Source organism: Pseudomonas sp. RIT-PI-q (assembly GCF_001297125.1).
Lineage (GTDB): Bacteria > Pseudomonadota > Gammaproteobacteria > Pseudomonadales > Pseudomonadaceae > Aquipseudomonas.
The window spans coordinates 1-15,845 of sequence record NZ_LHPC01000023.1 but is presented as its reverse complement, the minus strand read 5'-3'; the positions used below and the strand labels follow the sequence as shown (position 1 = coordinate 15,845).

Sequence of the window (15,845 nt, the reverse complement as noted above, 5' to 3'; positions counted from 1 at the left end):
TTTCAGGCTGCTGCAAGTCCTCCATCAATCAGGTAGATCGCAAAAGAGAACGTCACGATCGACAACACGGTACTGACCAGGATGGAGGTTGCGGCTTCGCTCTGATAGGCGCCGGTCTGGTTCGCGAACATCGCAGGGATCGTCGCCGATGGAAGCGCGCAAAGCAGGATCATCTGTTGTGCGTAAAGTCCATGAGTGCCCAGCACTACAGTGGCGGCGAACATCAACACAGGGTGAATGAACAGCTTGAGCCCAAGGTTGGACCACACCTCACCGGACATTTTCAGCTTCTCCGACGACATGATCAGCCCCAGGCACAGCAGGGATACGCCAGGTGTCGCCTTGCCCAGAAGCGTGAGTGACTCCGCAGCAACGGGCGGCAGTTTGACCTGCAGCAGGGAGAGCAGAATGCCCAGGGCCGGCGCCCACATCAGAGGACGACGTACCGCCCCCGACAGGCTCGACACAAACGCCTGGGTGCCGCTGCCTTTGCCATCGGCGATGGTCAGCAACATGGTGGTCAGCGGGATCATCACCAGGCTCGCGACCAGGTTCAGCACGAGCACCGAATAGATGCTGCCCGCTCCGAACATCGCACCCAGGATAGGAATACCCATGAAGGCGGCGTCGGGATAACCGTTGACGAAACCCTTGAGCGTTGCAACCTTGAGATCGCGAGTGCTGAACCAGCCGATCACCAGCGCTATCGTGTACATGCCCATGATGCCGATGAACGTGGCCGCAATGAACTTGAAGTCGAAGAGCTGTTCACGAGGCGTGCTCGCCATCCCGACGAACAGCAACGCAGGGAATATCCAGCCGAGCACCAGTCGGCTGATCAGCAGGCTGTCCGAATGGGTGAGCCGTCCGCGTTTACCGGCGATATAGCCCAGCGCGATCACAAAGGCGACGGGCAAAATGGGCCCTACGATTCTGTCTAACATGTCCTCAATCCTCGTATTTGTTTTTATCAAGAATGTCGTCATGGTTGATCGAGGCCGACACTTCGGCCTCGATCAACGTTGCAATGACCAAGCGGCTTAGGTGGCTAAGGTTTGAAGCGGTAGTCGCGAATGACGTCCTGGTCCGGCTCGATGCCAAGCCCCGGCCCTTGCGGTACGTCGATGCGTCCGTTACGCGGAATGATGGCGTCGCCATAGAGTTGCGCTTCGAGATCGAAATAACGCCATTCGACCAGTGACTTCGCCCCACCAAGGGCCGCACTTCCATGCACGGCGGCCAGCAGGCCGGGGCCGTCATAGAAGGCGTGGACCATCACGGTGACGCCATGGGCGTTGGCCAGTGCGTAGACTTTTTGCAGTTCGGTGATGCCGCCCATTTTTGCCGGACTGGGCTGAATGAAATCGACCGCCCCGGCTTCAAGCAGATGCTGGAAGTCCATCAGCGTCGACGCGTTTTCGCCGGCCGCAACCGGAATGCCGCCTTGCTTGCGTACCCTCGCCAGCCCCGAATAGTTTTCCGGCGGCCACACCGGCTCTTCGATCCAGCGCAGATTTAACGGGCGCAGTTTCTCAGTCATGTCGAGCGCTTCGCGCACCGTCCACGGCGCGTTGACGTCGAGCGTGATTTCGACGCCGGGGCCAGCGGCCTCGCACGCGGCGCGGATGACCTCGACATCGACCTCATGCAGCTTGAGGTGGCGGAAACCGGCGTTGACCGCGCGCTGCACATTAATGCGGATGAGTTCGGGGTCGGCATAGCGGATCAGGCTTGCATACGCCGCAAGCGACGTGGCCTCGCTGCCGCCAAGCAGCTGGTAGATCGGTTGAGCGGCCGCTTTGCCGGCGATATCCCACAGCGCAATATCAATCGCCGACAGGCCATAGATGAATGCGCCGCTGCGACCAAAGACGTGAAACTTCTTCTGCAGATCGCCCTGCAGTTTCTCGCGCTGCGTTACATCTTTGCCGATCAATTCGGGGGCAAGGATTGTGTCGATGACGATTTTTACCGCCGGTATCGCGGTGAAGCCGAAGGTTTCGCCCCAGCCGACGATACCGTCATCAGTGGTGACTTTAACCACGAGGGAATCGACCATCTGCAGGTCTTTCGGCCCCCAGACCCCACCGGCCGACTTACCGCCCGTGGTGAAGGGAATACGAAGCGGAATGGTTTCAATGCTGGCAATTTTCATAGGACTGCGCCTCAAGCAAGTTGCAAAGCTGGCGCAGCGATTGTCGAATTCCGGCTGCGTCAGGTTGAGGACAACGTATATGACGTCCTGTTGTCCTTCAACTGAACAACTGATGGTTGCGCGCAGACTTTTGTCAAAATCGTTTTATCTAATTGTTTTTAAACGTTTTTATGATTGATGTCGCTGATGAATTTCACTTGTTACTGACTGGAACAAGTCTTCTGATGTAGATTAAGAAGACAAGTGAGAGGGATGAACGAGCATGAGTGAAATGAATGTGCAACCCGTAGCGCGGCGACCTCATCTTGCCGAGCACATCGCCCGTTCGCTGAGCGACGAGATTGCCTCCGGGCGACTACGGCCGGGAGACCGCTTGCCGACCGAACAGTTTCTCTCGCAAAACTTCGGCGTCAGCAGGAACGTCGTACGCGAAGGCATCGCGACGCTTCGAGCGCAGGGGCTGATCCAGTCACGCCAGGGCGTGGGCGTATTCGTCTCGGCAGCGCCCCCATCATCGGAGCCATTACCGCGTGAGCGTGAGCGTGCGCCGGTGCTGGACGGTGATAACACGATCCGCAACATGTTCGAAGTGCGGGCCGTATTGGAAAGCCAGGCCGCCGCGCTCACGGCGTCGCATATGACGCCTAGCAAGCTGAAAACGATTCAGGCGGCGGTCCTGCGCATGCAATACGAAGGCGAACCGACGCTGGAGACGGTCAACGCCGACCTCGACTTTCATCGGGCCGTGGCCGCGGCATCAGGCAACGACTATCTCGAGGCGATGATTCGCACGGTGCTTGAGCCGATGCGGGCCCTGATCACCATGACCTTTGCGCGGCGAGGCCCGGTGTTCAGCAATATTCCCCATGCGGCGCGTGGGGAACACGAAGAACTCGTGCAGGCGTTCATCGACAGGAATGCGGCGGCGGCGCGGCAGATCATGGGCCAGCATATCGTCAGCGCAGCGTCACGATTCGGCTACGAGATTAAGTTCTTCTAACGTTGCTAGCTGCGCGACAGTTGTCTCGTTGTCCTACAAGAAAGATCAGGATTTAGATCCACTGCGACGAGCAGTTTCTGCCAACGAACCCGGCCGATACGCCGAGGTCAAAGCAGGTGACGGCATCGCCAATGATCTGTTTCATTCAAAGGCGAAGCCGGTAATTCACACACTGTAGGGCGCGCCGGATAATTTCAGTAGGCTCGGATTCTGCCGGGGGCAGGTGCTGACTGCTGCTCACATCCAATGCTCCCGTATCGGAGTACGAAAATGACTCAGTCAATGCGGTTCTTCCTATCGATGGTCCTCGCGACAGCCTCGTTGGCATCGGCGAGTTTTCTGAACAATGCCGGTGCGGCCACCGCCGAGGATCTGAATACCGACTCTCGGCAAGCGCTGCAAACGCTCTACAAGGCCCATCCATTTGCCGAAACCATTTCGCACAATGCCAAGGCGATTCTGGTCTTCCCGAAAATCATCAAGGCGGGCCTGGTGTTCGGTGGTAGCTATGGCGAAGGCGAATTGCTGAAAGGCAAGACGGTCGACGGTTACTACAACTCCGTCACCGGGTCATGGGGGCTACAGGCAGGCGCTCAGTCGTATGGCTACGTGGTGTTCCTGATGACCGATAAAGCCGTGAAGTATATTCGTGAAACCAAGGGCTGGGAGATCGGCGTAGGCCCAACCGTTGTTGTGGTTGATGAAGGGATCTCGAAGAATCTGTCCAGCTCGACGCTGAAGGACGATGCCTACGCGTTCATCTTCGACCAGCAAGGGTTGATGGCCGGGGTCAGCATTGAGGGAACGAAGATTTCCTTGATCAAACGCTGAAATGGCTGGTTGACCGAGCATCGTGCGGGTGATGGCTGCTCGGGCCCTCGCCCTCACGACTGCAAATGCTTGAGCCGACTTTCGGGACACTGCCTCAAAGACATTTTCTGCTAATGTCTTGCACTCTTGCCCTGCCGCTCATGGAACCCGCTATGACAACGCCAATACCCATGGATAACTCATCCCCTGAGCCTCAATCCATCGGTACTCCCATCACCAGCAGCGCGATTTTTATCGTTGCAACCTTGGTTCCCGGCAGTGAGGCCGCGAGCAAAGTACGGGGCTGGTGCGCAGACGTCGCGGCCCTCACGCGATCGGTTGGCAAACGTGTTCCCTCCGGGAATTTGTCGTGCATTTGCGGCTTTGGCTCCACCGCTTGGGACACCTTGTTTGGCAACCCGCGCCCCGCCTCGCTTCACGGCTTTCGCGAGTTCGGTGCAGAGGGACGTCGGGCTGTTGCGACGCCTGGCGACATTTTGCTGCACATTCGAGCGGATCAGATGGATCTCTGTTTCGAGCTGGCCACGCAATTAATGACATCGCTGGGCGAGGCGATCTCGGTCGTCGATGAAGTTCAGGGTTTTCGCTACTTCGACATGCGCAGCATCATTGGCTTTGTTGATGGCACCGAAAATCCGGTCGGGCGCAAGATTGCCGACTTCACGCTGGTGGGCAATGAAGATCCGGCGTTTACCGCAGGCAGCTATGTGCTGGTGCAGAAGTACCTGCACAACATGACGGCATGGAACGCGTTATCCGTCGAGGCCCAGGAGCGGGTGATCGGGCGAACGAAACTGGCCGATATCGAACTCGACGACGCGGTCAAACCGACCTCGTCGCACAGTGCCCTGACGACGATCACCAAGGACGGGCAAGAAGTGAAGATCTTGCGCGACAACATGCCCTTTGGCCGGCCAGGCGCCGGTGAATTCGGCACTTACTTCATCGGCTATGCGCGTTCGCCCGAACCGTTGGAACAGATGCTCGAGAATATGTTTGTCGGCAGACCACCGGGTAATTACGACCGTTTGCTGGATTTCAGCACCGCGGTCACTGGAGGCTTGTTCTTTGTTCCTTCAGCAGACCTGCTGGAAGAGCTGGCTGATCGCGCGCCTTAGGCGTCTGGTACACATCAGGAGCGGTCGGACGCCAACGACTGGCAGACCGACCGCTCTCAACGGTCGCTCGATCAATCGTGTACGACGACCATCTTTCCGCCCGCCTCGTTTGCTTCCATGACGCGATGCGCCTCGTGAATCTCTGCAAATTTGAAAACCCGTGACGGTTTGACATCCAACCGCCCTGCCGACGCTTCCTCGGCAATGGACTGCAACGGGACGTCCGACAGCGGGAACCCAGGCGTTCCAAAAACAAAACTGCCAAAAAAGGTGAGGTACACCCCGCTCGCCATCTGCAGTAATGGGTTGAAGTTGGCGATAGGGTCCAGTCCGCCCAACCAACCCGCCAGGCACACCTTGCCACCCCGGCGAACAATCGACAGCGAATCCAGCACCGTACTGTTGCCCACCAGATCCAACACGGCGTCGAACTGCCCCGCCTCGGCAATACGACCCGACAGATCGGGGCCTTCTTGCTCGACACGTTCAGCCCCCAACGCTTCGAGCCTTTCAAAACGCTGAGCGCTTCTGGTTGTCGCGACGACCCGCACGCCCGCATTGACCGCCAGCTTCACGGCGGCCTGCCCAAACGAGGACGTGGCCCCTCTGATCAGCAGCCTCTGTCCCTGGGCAATCTGAAGATTACGAAACAGACAGGTCCAGGCTGTTGCGTAGGTTTCTGGTATCGCGGCAAGTTCTGCCCAGGACAGATCGGCCTCTATCAGCGCCACATTCGACACCGGTGCACGGGTGTACTGCGCGTAGCTGCCGTTGATGGTCCTGCCCACCCCCCCCATCAATGCCGCGACTTTGGCACCTACCGGAAATTCACCACCTGGGCATGACTTGACCAGCCCCACGCACTCGATGCCCGAGACCGGCGCAGCCTCTGCCCACTCCCCACGACGCATGTGCATCTCGGCATGGTTGATTCCAAAGGCTTTGACCTCTATGACGACATGACCGGGCATCGCCTCGGGTTCTGGGAGGTTTGTGTAGACAAGGCTGTCGAGTCCGCCGAATTTCTCAAGAACAATCGCTTTCATGATGTCTATCCCAGGGCGTCGAGATCTCGCAACGCGATCTCTGCCGCACCCTTAGCCAGTTGATGTTGAGTGTTATCCCGTCTGCCTTGCGTAACCACACTGAAGGCGATTTAAAGGTTATGACCACGACAGTAACTTGTCAAACTCATTTTGAGTGGTTACGCTCCCATTCATCAGTCAACGTTCAGTGGGCATCCTCATGACCAGTAATCCCCGTGGCCCGGCAATATTTGTGGCCGATGCCGCAGCCCTCGATTTTTTAAACTCGATAGCCACGCCCATCGATGAGCCCGTCGACTGGATCGACGATGGCGCTGGCTGGCTGGAATGGCTGAAACAGGCAGGCTGGGTTGATGACGCGGTATTGGAACGGCTTCAGGCACAGGCGATGCCTGGCGAGATGGAAATGGTCGCGGCCCAGGCGCGGTCATTGCGCGAATGGTTTCGTGGCTTTGTCTTGAAGTACAAGGGCAAACCACTGCAAGCCTCGGTGCTGACAGAGCTGGAAGCCTTGAATCGCTTGCTCGAACGAGACGAGAAATACACGCAGATCACCCTGCAAGACGGCGATGCTCCGACGCTGGCATCGCAACTTCAACGGCGCTGGCGCAGCCCGGACTCTCTCCTGCTGCCGCTGGGTGAAGTGCTTGCGCAATTCGTCAGCAACGAAGACTTTTCCAATGTGAAGTGCTGTGAAGGACCCAGTTGCACCCTGATGTTTGTCGACCACACCCGGGGCAGGAAACGTCGCTGGTGCAGCATGGCTGTCTGCGGAAACAGAGCGAAAGCGGCAGCCCATCGCGAGCGGCAAAAAAACCTCGCACCTTGAAGCGAGGCGTCTAAGGGCCGAAAACCGTAACCGCTTAAAATTATTTTGACGGGTTACTTCTTTCGTGCAAAAGTCAGTCTTGCCAACCGGCTAAAACGCACTTAAGCGGTTACGAGGGCTTCCATCATGACTAGCACGACTCACAGCGCTGCACCGATCAGCTACACGTTTGCCGAGGTCGACGGCGTTCGTGTCTTCTACCGAGAGGCCGGGGAGCGAAGCAACCCGACCCTGCTGTTGCTCCATGGTTTTCCAAGTTCATCACATCAGTTCCGGCAGCTCATTCCGTTGCTCGCGGAACACTTCCATATCGTCGCTCCGGACCTGCCTGGCTTTGGATTCACCGAGGTGCCTGCCGAGCGTGAATACGTTTACACGTTCGACGCGCTGGCTGAGACCTTGGGCAACTTCGTCGAGGCTTTAGGACTGAAGCAGTACGCGATGTATGTGTTCGATTACGGCGCGCCGACTGGCTTGAGGCTGGCGGTGAAGCATCCTGAACGGATGACCGCACTGATTTCGCAAAACGGCAATGCGTATCTGGAAGGACTCGGCGACGCCTGGGCGCCCATCAGGGCCTATTGGGCAGAACCTTCGGCAGCGAACCGACAGGCGATCGCTGATGCGGTTCTGCATCTGGAAGGTACGCGCTGGCAGTACGAACACGGTGTCAGCACGCCAGACAAAATCGCGCCAGAGTCATACACGCTCGATGCGCTGCTAATGGAGCGGCCGGGGAACAAGGAGATCCAGCTCGACCTGTTCCTGGACTATGCGAACAACCTCAAACGCTACCCGGAATTCCAGCGTTTCTTGCGCGAGACGAGCCTTCCTACACTGGTGATCTGGGGCAGAAATGACCCGTTCTTCATTCCACCCGGCGCAGAAGCGTTCAAGCGTGATAATCCGAATGCGGTTGTTGAGTTGCTGGACACTGGACACTTCGCACTGGAGACCCATGTGGACTACATCGCGAAGCGAATCATCGAGACCATTCGCAGAGCCGTGTAATGGCATGACAGGCGGATGAGAGCGTGCATCCGCCTGTCACTCATTGCGTCAGTGATTAGACATCAAGCCATGCAGAACCCCGAACCTCAGCCCCGGTTCGGACGGCGTCATTTGCGAGATGCCAAACACCTTGAACGCCGCCAGCATCAGCACCAGACCACCCGGCAGGATGCTTAGGCGATGGGCTTGCAAGCCCGTCAGTCGAAGTTTTTTGACATGCCCCACTTCCAGCAGACGCAACGACAAGCGCAACAGGCCACTGTAGGTGATGCCGGTTTGGCCAAAGTCGTTCAGCCCGTTGGCCTGGAGCACTTTAGCCAGCATCCGTGCCGTCCCTGAAGAGCCGATCGTTTGCTGCCAACCCAGTGCCCGATAACGACGCGCCACTTTTTCAAACTGCACAGTGGCCACACGCTCAGCCTCCAGGAGTGCCTGCGCGGTGATACTGCCCCCGTGAAAGTAACGCGCGCCAAAGGTGCCACTGCCAATGGCAATGCTCTCGGTGACCAGCGGCTTGGCGCCCCGCCCGAGGATCAATTCGGTGGAGCCGCCGCCGATATCCACGACCAGTCGCAGGCTCTCTGGGCCAGGTATCGTATGGGCAACACCGGCGTACACCAGACGGGCTTCTTCATGCCCGGTAATGACATCAATGCGGAAACCCAGGTGTTGCTCCGCACTGGCCAGAAACAGTTGCGCATTGTCAGCTTCGCGCACTGCGCTGGTCGCCACCGCCCGTACTCGACCCGCTTCAAAGCCACGCAGTTTCTTGCCAAATCGCGCCAGCGCTTGCCAGCCTCGATCCAGCGCCATTTCGTCCAGCGCCCCACCCTGGAATCCCTCGGCCAAACGGACGGGCTCACGCAGGGTTTTCACTTCCTGAATCACGAACTGGCGGTTTCGTTTGACCGACTGTCCGATCATCATGCGAAACGCATTGGACCCCAGGTCAATGGCCGCAAACAGGGAGGTGTCTCCTTTCATGGGGGGATTCCTTGCAGATGTATCGGCCCGCGGACGGAGTTCCGCTGAGCGGTCAAAACGGTTTGCAAGGATGTTGCCATGCCTAGGTGACACCAAGATGACACCCCGAACATTTGCACGACTGTTGGTCGTCACCACTTCGTCACACCCTGCGGCCTAGCATGGGCACTTCCACCTTCGTCGGGAGTACTGACCATGCTTTTAACCAACGACACCCTGATACAACGCATCCATCGCGAGCTGCTCGACCACAGTGACGAAGAACTGGAGCTGGAATTACTGGAGGACGGGCACGACCTTGACGCGCTGTTCGATGAGCACGTCGATGATGGCAGTGAGAAGGAAGCAAGAAGACGCTATTTCAGCGAACTGTTTCGCCTGCAAGGCGAACTGGTGAAGCTGCAAAGCTGGGTGGTCAAGACCGGGCACAAAGTAGTGATTCTTTTCGAAGGACGCGATGCCGCCGGCAAAGGTGGCGTGATCAAGCGCATTACCCAGCGGCTCAATCCTCGGGTCTGCCGAGTCGCCGCCCTGCCCGCCCCCAATGACCGCGAACGTACCCAATGGTATTTCCAGCGCTATGTTTCGCACCTGCCGGCCGCGGGCGAAATCGTGTTGTTCGACCGTAGCTGGTACAACCGTGCCGGGGTCGAAAAGGTCATGGGGTTTTGCAATGACGATCAGTACGAAGAATTTTTCCGTACGGTGCCAGAGTTTGAGCGGATGCTCGCCCGTTCCGGTATTCAGCTGATCAAATACTGGTTCTCGATTTCCGACCAGGAACAAAACCTGCGCTTTCTCAGCCGCATCCACGACCCGCTCAAGCAATGGAAGCTCAGCCCCATGGACCTGGAGTCCCGTCGGCGCTGGGAAGCCTACACCAAGGCCAAGGAAATCATGCTGGAACGCACCCACATCGCCGAAGCACCGTGGTGGGTGGTGCAAGCCGATGACAAGAAAAAAGCCCGACTCAATTGCATCAACCACTTGCTCGGGCAAATGCCTTATGAAGAGGTGGAGCTGCCGGTGATCGAACTGCCGGAACGCGTGCGGCAGGAGGACTATTCCCGCAGCCCGACGCCACCAGAGCTGATCGTGCCTCAGGTCTATTAAGCAAGAATGTCAGCCGCTACTCGATCCTTGTAGGAGCTGGCTTGCCAGCGAAGGTCTCGAATGCGCGATGGTTATCCTGTTAAAACGCGTCATCGTTGACGTTTTTCGCTGGCAAGCCAGCTCCTACAGGGGATTGGTGTACGGAACGAATAGCGCCCGCACCACCCGTCAATGTAGGAGCTGGCTTGCCAGCGAAGGTCTCGAATGCGCGATGGTTATCCTGTTAAAACGCGTCATCGTTGACGTTTTTCGCTGGCAAGCCAGCTCCTACAGGGGATTGGTGTACGGAACGAATAGCGCCCGCACCACCCGTCAATGTAGGAGCTGGCTTGCCAGCGAAGGTCTCGAATGCGCGGTGGTTATCCTGTTAAAACGCGTCATCGTTGACGTTTTTCGCTGGCAAGCCAGCTCCTACAGGGGATTGGTGTACGGAACGAATAGCGCCCGTACCACCCGTCAATGTAGCAGCTGGCGAAGCCTGCGTTCGGCTGCGCAGCAGTCGTAAACCCTGAACACGCGGTTGTCCTGATACACCGCGTTGCCTGGTTTTACGACTGCTGCGCAGCCGAACGCAGGCTTCGCCAGCTGCTACAAGTTATGCGTTTTCGTTATTTGATCGGGTAAACGAGTACCGATCGATATCAGTCCTGAGCTGCCAACCCTGACTGTGCCAATAGTTGGCCGCCGCCGTATTGGTCTTGAAAACGTCGAGATGGCATTTGAGTATCCCGAGTTTTTCAAGGCTCGAAAGACAACGCTCCACCAGCGCATTCGCAATGCCCTGACGCCGATATCGAGGCAGCACGACCAAGTGCTGCAAATAGCCTCGGCGGCCGTCGTGCCCCGACATGATGCACCCGCAGAGAACGCCTCCGTCTTCAGCAACGAAGCTCAATCCAGGGTTTCGCTCCAAGTACTTCGAGGTCGATTCACGAGAGTCTGCATCTCGCAAAGAGACGCCTGGAGTACCCTTCATGAGGTCGATGACCGCATCGTAATCGGCCATGGTCATGACACGGATGTCGAACATAGATTGAGCCTGGTTTGGTTGACTGTCGGGCCCGGCAGACTAGCAGAATCGACTCGAAAACAGCTGTTGTCGTTTCGACAGTGACGCTACCGGCTGGCCGTGGAAAGTTGCGGGCTGCTCAATCGCAGCCTATGTTCCAAGCGAAGCATTGCCTGCAACTGGCACGCGATGACTGGTCGCAGGTTACTGCCCATCCAGTGCAGATTCCCCCAGCGAGGTGACGACATGCCGAACGACTCCCGCCCCGCCGTACTCGAACTGATTGGCAATACGCCGCTGGTGCGCGTCAGCCGTTTCGATACCGGCCCGTGCACCCTGTTTCTCAAGCTTGAATCGCAAAACCCCGGCGGTTCAATCAAGGACCGCATCGGCCTGGCGATGATCGACGCCGCCGAGCGCGATGGCCGCCTGCGACCCGGCGGCACCAGCGTCGAGGCCACCGCCGGCAACACCGGCCTTGGCCTGGCGCTGGTCGGTCGTGCCAAGGGTTACCGGGTGGTGCTGGTGGTGCCAGACAAGATGTCCACCGAGAAAGTCCTGCACCTCAAAGCAATGGGCGCCGAGGTGCACATTACCCGCTCCGACGTCGGCAAGGGCCATCCCGATTACTATCAGGACGTTGCGGCGCGGCTGGCGCAGGAGATTCCCGACGCGTTTTTCGCCGATCAGTTCAACAACCCGGCCAACCCGCTGGCCCACGAATGCAGCACCGCGCCGGAGATCTGGGCGCAAACTCAGCATGATGTGGACGCCATCGTCGTCGGTGTCGGCTCGGCCGGTACGCTGACCGGGCTGACACGCTTCTTTCGCCGCGTGCAACCTGACCTGGTCATGGTGCTGGCCGATCCGGTCGGCTCGGTGATGGCCGAGTACAGCCGCAGCGGCACCCTCGGCAAGCCCGGTTCCTGGGCGGTCGAAGGCATTGGCGAAGACTTCATTCCGTCGATTGCCGACCTGTCCAGCGTGCAGCACGCCTATTCGATCAGTGACGAGGAAAGCTTCGATCATGCCCGTCAATTGCTGCGCGCCGAAGGCATTCTCGGCGGTTCGTCGACTGGCACCTTGCTGGCAGCGGCCCTGCGTTACTGCCGCGAGCAAACCGAGCCGAAACGGGTGGTCAGCTTCGTCTGCGATACCGGCACCCGTTACCTGTCGAAGGTCTACAACGACCAGTGGATGAACGATCAGGGCCTGTTGCAGTACAAGCGCTACGGCGATCTGCGCGACCTGATCGCCCGGCGTTTCGAAGATGGCCGAGTCATCAGCGTGGGCCCGGACGACACGCTGCTCACCGCGTTCCAGCGCATGCGCCTGGCCGATGTGTCGCAACTGCCGGTGTTGGTAGACAAGCAACGGCTGGTCGGCGTGATCGATGAGTCCGATATTCTGCTGGGTGTGCATCAGGACGCTTCGCACTTTCATATGACCGTGGCCAGCGTCATGACCGACAAGTTGCAAACCCTGCCTCCGGGGGCCAGTCTGGCTGAACTGCAAACGGAACTCGACCGCGGACTGGTGGCCATCATCGCCGACGCCTCGGGCTTCCACGGCCTGATTACCCGCGTCGACCTGCTCAATCACTTACGGAGATCCCTTGCATGAGTCAGCACGATGAAACGGGCGCACCCCGCGCCTTCGCCACTCGCGTGATCCACGCCGGACAGGCGCCGGACCCGACCACCGGGGCGCTGATGCCGCCGATTTACGCCAACTCCACCTATTTGCAACAGAGCCCCGGGGTGCACAAAGGCTTCGACTACGGGCGCTCGCACAACCCCACGCGCTTTGCCCTGGAACGCTGCGTCGCCGACCTCGAAAGCGGCACCCAGGCCTTCGCTTTCGCCTCCGGGCTGGCGGCGATCTCGACCATTCTGGAACTGCTCGACGCTGATTCGCACATCGTCTCCGGCAACGATTTGTACGGCGGTACTTTCCGCCTGTTCGACAAGGTGCGCCGGCGCAGCGCCGGGCATCGCTTCAGCTTCGTCGACCTGACCGACCTCACAGCCTTCGAAGCCGCGTTGCAGAACGATACGCGGATGGTCTGTGTCGAGACGCCGAGCAATCCGTTGCTGCGCCTGACTGACCTGGCCGCCATTGCGCGCATTTGTCGTTCACGCGGCATCATCTGCGTGGCCGACAATACCTTTGCCAGCCCATGGATACAGCGTCCGCTGGAACTGGGCTTCGATATCGTGGTGCACTCGACGACCAAGTACCTGAATGGTCACTCGGACGTGATCGGCGGCATTGCGGTGGTCGGGCAGAACGCCGAACTGGCCGAACGCCTGGGCTTCCTGCAAAACGCAGTGGGCGCTATCGCCGGGCCGTTCGACGCGTTCCTCACCCTGCGTGGCGTGAAAACCCTGGCGCTGCGCATGGAACGCCACTGCAGCAACGCACTGGAACTGGCGCAATGGCTGGAGCGTCAACCGCAGGTGGCCCGCGTCTATTATCCGGGCCTGCCCTCGCACCCGCAGCACGAACTGGCGCGGCAGCAGATGCGCGGTTTCGGCGGGATGATCTCCCTCGACCTCAACAGCGACCTGGCCGGCGCCAAGCGTTTCCTTGAGAGTGTGCAGATCTTCGCCCTGGCCGAGAGCCTGGGCGGGGTGGAAAGCCTGATCGAGCACCCGGCGATCATGACCCACGCCACCATCCCCGCCGAAACCCGCGCGCAACTCGGCATCGGCGACGCGCTGGTGCGTTTGTCAGTGGGTGTCGAGGATGTCGAAGACCTGCGCGCGGACCTGGCCCAGGCGCTGGCGCGGATGTGAGTAATACGTCGAAAGCAGCCGGTTTTTGAGCCGGCTGCTTTCGGCACGAGGTTAAGACATGATTGAATTCAAGCCAGCAGCGCGGTGATCCACCGTGCCTGCCGGGCGACGTCTTGCACCTTCTCCTCGGGCACGGCCTGCCGCGCCTGGGCGAAGTTGCTCAGGGTCTTCTGCTTCTCGCGCAGTATGCGCTGCCACTTGACCAGGAACGCCGGGCTGCGAGCCTGCATCTGCAGCGGGCCGAAGTACAGTTCCTCGGCGGTGTACATCACCGGATCGGCGCGCTCGGCGACAATAATTTCGTAGTCGAAACGGTTTTCCCGCAGCAATTCCTCGCAGAGGATGCGGTAGCCATTTTCCATCAGCCAGTGGCGCAGCGGTTGCTCGCCGCCGTTGGGCTGCAGGATCAGGCGCTCGTGGCCGCTCAGACGCGCCTTGCCGCTGTCGAGGATGTCGCGGATCGTCTCGCCGCCCATGCCGCAGATGCTGATCGCCGTGATCCCGTCTCCCGGCTCAATCGCCGCCAGGCCACTGGCCAGGCGCACGGTGATCCGCTCGTCCAAACCGTTCTCGCGCACAGTGCGTTCAGCCGAGCGGAACGGCGTCAATGCCACCTCGCCAGCCACCGCCGCGACGATGGCGTTACGTCGCATCAATGCCACCGGCAGGTAGCCGTGATCCGAGCCGATATCGGCCAGGCGCGCACCGGCGGGCACATGCGCCGCCACGCGCTCCAGGCGCATGGACAATGTGTGTTGGTTCAACTGCAGTTCCTTTTCACCACGAATGCCCGACACCTTTGGCATCAGAGCGAGCGACGCCTGATTGTTGCGACGCAATTGTACTCAGAATCGATGAAAAGCATTTATCTAGATCGTAAGGACAAATCGGCTTTCGCCCCCCGTCTCGTCGTTGCAAGAGGGTTGTTCAAGCAAGAATCCGCACCGATCAAGCACTTTTCTAGAGCCCACATTTTCCTTATAGACATAAGCAACTAGCAGCGTAAGTTCCCAGCGTATCTGTGCCTCCTGGATTAGATGCCTCAGCGCCAGCGTCGCCAGTCCCTGCCCGCAAACGCCTTGATCAATCCGATAGCCCACTTCCGCAAACCGCTCCGGCGAGTTTATGTTTTTCAGATTTGCCCGCCCCACTATTCTTTCACTGGCGTCTTCGATAACAAACGGGTGCCAGGCGCCGGTCGCGAAATCGGCTAAATAGCTTTCAATATGCTCGGCGACACCCTGCAATGAGTAAAAGGAAGGGTCGCGCGCATCAATATGCGACTCGAACCATTCACGGTTATGGATTTCGAATGCCAGCAACGCTTCAGTATCCGTACTTTTCAGCTCGCGAACTCTAAATGAACTCATTAATCACATCTCCCTCTGGCCCGACCGGCAATGCCTCGAAACGCCAACCATCCTAGCCAACCATCAGCGAAGTCGCCAACAAAGCCTCCAACACACTCAGGTCCAACAATTCTGCCATCCGCACAATGGCGCAGCGACTCGTACGGGCCGGCGGGTATATATCCCGAATACCGGTCGGTTAAGCAATGCAGCACCGACACATACCCTAATGAAATGGCTACCCCCGCCGCCCCCTGTGATCGCCCACTAAGCTTTCACCGGGGGCTCATCGGAGACTGTTGCCATGAACAAAGTAGCTATTGCCGCCATCGACTTGGGAAAACACTCCTTTCACCTGCATGCGCAAGATGATCGCGGTCATGAGCTTTGCCGCAAAAAATTCAATCGGGTGTCGCTCATTCGGTATCTGGCCAACCTAGAATCTTGCACCGTCGTGATGGAAGCCCGCGGAGGCGCCCACTTCATGGCGCAGGAGGCCGCCAAGCTGGGGCATACGCCCAAGCTCATCGCACCTCATCTCGTACGTCCATACGTCAAAAGCAACAAAAACGACTTCGCCGATGCCGAGGCGATCTGCGAGG

16 protein-coding genes are annotated in these 15,845 nt (G+C 58.8%); 9 read left to right on the top strand and 7 right to left on the bottom strand.

All coding sequences use genetic code 11. From position 1 onward, the window contains the following. Positions 1-2 precede the first annotated feature (2 nt). Together AEQ67_RS09000 and AEQ67_RS08995 are read right to left on the bottom strand one after the other, a co-directional pair. Entirely contained in the window at positions 3-986 is a 984-nt protein-coding gene (locus AEQ67_RS09000; protein WP_236710291.1) for an AEC family transporter, read from the bottom strand. 62 nt (positions 987-1,048) lie between these two features. Continuing rightward, positions 1,049-2,155 (bottom strand): mandelate racemase/muconate lactonizing enzyme family protein, encoded by a 1,107-nt coding sequence (locus tag AEQ67_RS08995; protein WP_059403531.1) that lies wholly within the window; start codon positions 2,153-2,155, stop codon positions 1,049-1,051. 262 nt (positions 2,156-2,417) lie between these two features. On the opposite strand from AEQ67_RS08995, the gene AEQ67_RS08990 reads away from it, so the two are divergent. From AEQ67_RS08990 to AEQ67_RS08980, 3 genes are all read left to right on the top strand, one after another. Beyond that, on the top strand, positions 2,418-3,155 hold the full coding sequence (locus tag AEQ67_RS08990) for a FadR/GntR family transcriptional regulator (RefSeq protein ID WP_059403530.1): 738 nt from the start codon (positions 2,418-2,420) through the stop codon (positions 3,153-3,155). A gap of 270 nt (positions 3,156-3,425) precedes the next feature. Then, on the top strand, positions 3,426-3,986 hold the full coding sequence (locus AEQ67_RS08985) for a YSC84-related protein (protein WP_059403529.1): 561 nt from the start codon (positions 3,426-3,428) through the stop codon (positions 3,984-3,986). Positions 3,987-4,156: 170 nt separating this feature from the next. After that, complete coding sequence (locus tag AEQ67_RS08980; protein ID WP_059403528.1) at positions 4,157-5,104, top strand: Dyp-type peroxidase; 948 nt, start codon at positions 4,157-4,159, stop codon at positions 5,102-5,104. 71 nt (positions 5,105-5,175) lie between these two features. On the opposite strand, the gene AEQ67_RS08975 is transcribed toward AEQ67_RS08980, so the two are convergent. After that, the gene (locus AEQ67_RS08975; protein ID WP_059403527.1) at positions 5,176-6,150 is read right to left on the bottom strand and encodes a zinc-binding alcohol dehydrogenase family protein; all 975 of its coding nucleotides are present in this window, start codon (positions 6,148-6,150) and stop codon (positions 5,176-5,178) included. A 199-nt stretch (positions 6,151-6,349) separates the two neighbouring features. On the opposite strand from AEQ67_RS08975, the gene AEQ67_RS08970 reads away from it, so the two are divergent. Together AEQ67_RS08970 and AEQ67_RS08965 are read left to right on the top strand one after the other, a co-directional pair. After that, positions 6,350-6,979, top strand: a complete 630-nt coding sequence (locus AEQ67_RS08970; RefSeq protein WP_059403615.1) for a CGNR zinc finger domain-containing protein — start codon at positions 6,350-6,352, stop codon at positions 6,977-6,979. Positions 6,980-7,105: 126 nt separating this feature from the next. After that, a complete protein-coding gene (locus AEQ67_RS08965; RefSeq protein WP_059403526.1) occupies positions 7,106-7,990 on the top strand; it encodes an alpha/beta fold hydrolase in 885 nt (294 codons plus the stop codon). A 48-nt stretch (positions 7,991-8,038) separates the two neighbouring features. Here the strand turns inward: AEQ67_RS08965 and AEQ67_RS08960 are convergent, their stop codons facing one another. Then, complete coding sequence (locus AEQ67_RS08960) at positions 8,039-8,974, bottom strand: Ppx/GppA family phosphatase (protein WP_059403525.1); 936 nt, start codon at positions 8,972-8,974, stop codon at positions 8,039-8,041. 195 nt (positions 8,975-9,169) lie between these two features. Here AEQ67_RS08960 and ppk2 point away from each other — a divergent pair, with 195 nt between their 5' ends. Continuing rightward, entirely contained in the window at positions 9,170-10,087 is a 918-nt protein-coding gene (gene ppk2, locus AEQ67_RS08955) for a polyphosphate kinase 2 (RefSeq protein WP_059403524.1), read from the top strand. Between the two features lie 595 nt (positions 10,088-10,682). On the opposite strand, the gene AEQ67_RS08945 is transcribed toward ppk2, so the two are convergent. Next, the gene (locus AEQ67_RS08945) at positions 10,683-11,117 is read right to left on the bottom strand and encodes a GNAT family N-acetyltransferase (RefSeq protein ID WP_059403522.1); all 435 of its coding nucleotides are present in this window, start codon (positions 11,115-11,117) and stop codon (positions 10,683-10,685) included. A 225-nt stretch (positions 11,118-11,342) separates the two neighbouring features. Here AEQ67_RS08945 and AEQ67_RS08940 point away from each other — a divergent pair, with 225 nt between their 5' ends. Beyond that, complete coding sequence (locus tag AEQ67_RS08940) at positions 11,343-12,719, top strand: pyridoxal-phosphate dependent enzyme (RefSeq protein ID WP_059403521.1); 1,377 nt, start codon at positions 11,343-11,345, stop codon at positions 12,717-12,719. Next, entirely contained in the window at positions 12,716-13,894 is a 1,179-nt protein-coding gene (locus AEQ67_RS08935; protein ID WP_059403520.1) for a trans-sulfuration enzyme family protein, read from the top strand. Before AEQ67_RS08940 ends, AEQ67_RS08935 begins: the two co-directional genes overlap by 4 nt. A gap of 68 nt (positions 13,895-13,962) precedes the next feature. Here the strand turns inward: AEQ67_RS08935 and AEQ67_RS08930 are convergent, their stop codons facing one another. Both AEQ67_RS08930 and AEQ67_RS08925 read right to left on the bottom strand, forming a co-directional pair. After that, positions 13,963-14,658 (bottom strand): tRNA (adenine(22)-N(1))-methyltransferase, encoded by a 696-nt coding sequence (locus AEQ67_RS08930; RefSeq protein ID WP_330219459.1) that lies wholly within the window; start codon positions 14,656-14,658, stop codon positions 13,963-13,965. Positions 14,659-14,763: 105 nt separating this feature from the next. Beyond that, complete coding sequence (locus AEQ67_RS08925) at positions 14,764-15,264, bottom strand: GNAT family N-acetyltransferase (protein WP_059403519.1); 501 nt, start codon at positions 15,262-15,264, stop codon at positions 14,764-14,766. Positions 15,265-15,547: 283 nt separating this feature from the next. Between AEQ67_RS08925 and AEQ67_RS08920 the strand changes: the two genes are divergently transcribed. Then, on the top strand, positions 15,548-15,845 hold a 298-nt coding region (locus AEQ67_RS08920; RefSeq protein ID WP_161807462.1), incomplete at its 3' end, for an IS110 family transposase.

Excerpts from the sequence above, each read along its gene's own strand:
- AEQ67_RS09000 (WP_236710291.1), bottom strand. The coding sequence starts at position 986 with ATGACGACATTCTTGATAAAAACAAATACGAGGATTGAGGACATGTTA.
- AEQ67_RS08980 (WP_059403528.1), top strand. The coding sequence starts at position 4,157 with ATGGATAACTCATCCCCTGAGCCTCAATCCATCGGTACTCCCATCACC.
- AEQ67_RS08995 (WP_059403531.1), bottom strand. The coding sequence starts at position 2,155 with ATGAAAATTGCCAGCATTGAAACCATTCCGCTTCGTATTCCCTTCACC.
- AEQ67_RS08975 (WP_059403527.1), bottom strand. The coding sequence starts at position 6,150 with ATGAAAGCGATTGTTCTTGAGAAATTCGGCGGACTCGACAGCCTTGTC.
- AEQ67_RS08925 (WP_059403519.1), bottom strand. The coding sequence starts at position 15,264 with ATGAGTTCATTTAGAGTTCGCGAGCTGAAAAGTACGGATACTGAAGCG.
- AEQ67_RS08970 (WP_059403615.1), top strand. The coding sequence starts at position 6,350 with ATGACCAGTAATCCCCGTGGCCCGGCAATATTTGTGGCCGATGCCGCA.
- AEQ67_RS08935 (WP_059403520.1), top strand. The coding sequence starts at position 12,716 with ATGAGTCAGCACGATGAAACGGGCGCACCCCGCGCCTTCGCCACTCGC.
- AEQ67_RS08985 (WP_059403529.1), top strand. The coding sequence starts at position 3,426 with ATGACTCAGTCAATGCGGTTCTTCCTATCGATGGTCCTCGCGACAGCC.
- ppk2 (WP_059403524.1), top strand. The coding sequence starts at position 9,170 with ATGCTTTTAACCAACGACACCCTGATACAACGCATCCATCGCGAGCTG.
- AEQ67_RS08960 (WP_059403525.1), bottom strand. The coding sequence starts at position 8,974 with ATGAAAGGAGACACCTCCCTGTTTGCGGCCATTGACCTGGGGTCCAAT.
- AEQ67_RS08945 (WP_059403522.1), bottom strand. The coding sequence starts at position 11,117 with ATGTTCGACATCCGTGTCATGACCATGGCCGATTACGATGCGGTCATC.
- AEQ67_RS08965 (WP_059403526.1), top strand. The coding sequence starts at position 7,106 with ATGACTAGCACGACTCACAGCGCTGCACCGATCAGCTACACGTTTGCC.
- AEQ67_RS08940 (WP_059403521.1), top strand. The coding sequence starts at position 11,343 with ATGCCGAACGACTCCCGCCCCGCCGTACTCGAACTGATTGGCAATACG.
- AEQ67_RS08990 (WP_059403530.1), top strand. The coding sequence starts at position 2,418 with ATGAGTGAAATGAATGTGCAACCCGTAGCGCGGCGACCTCATCTTGCC.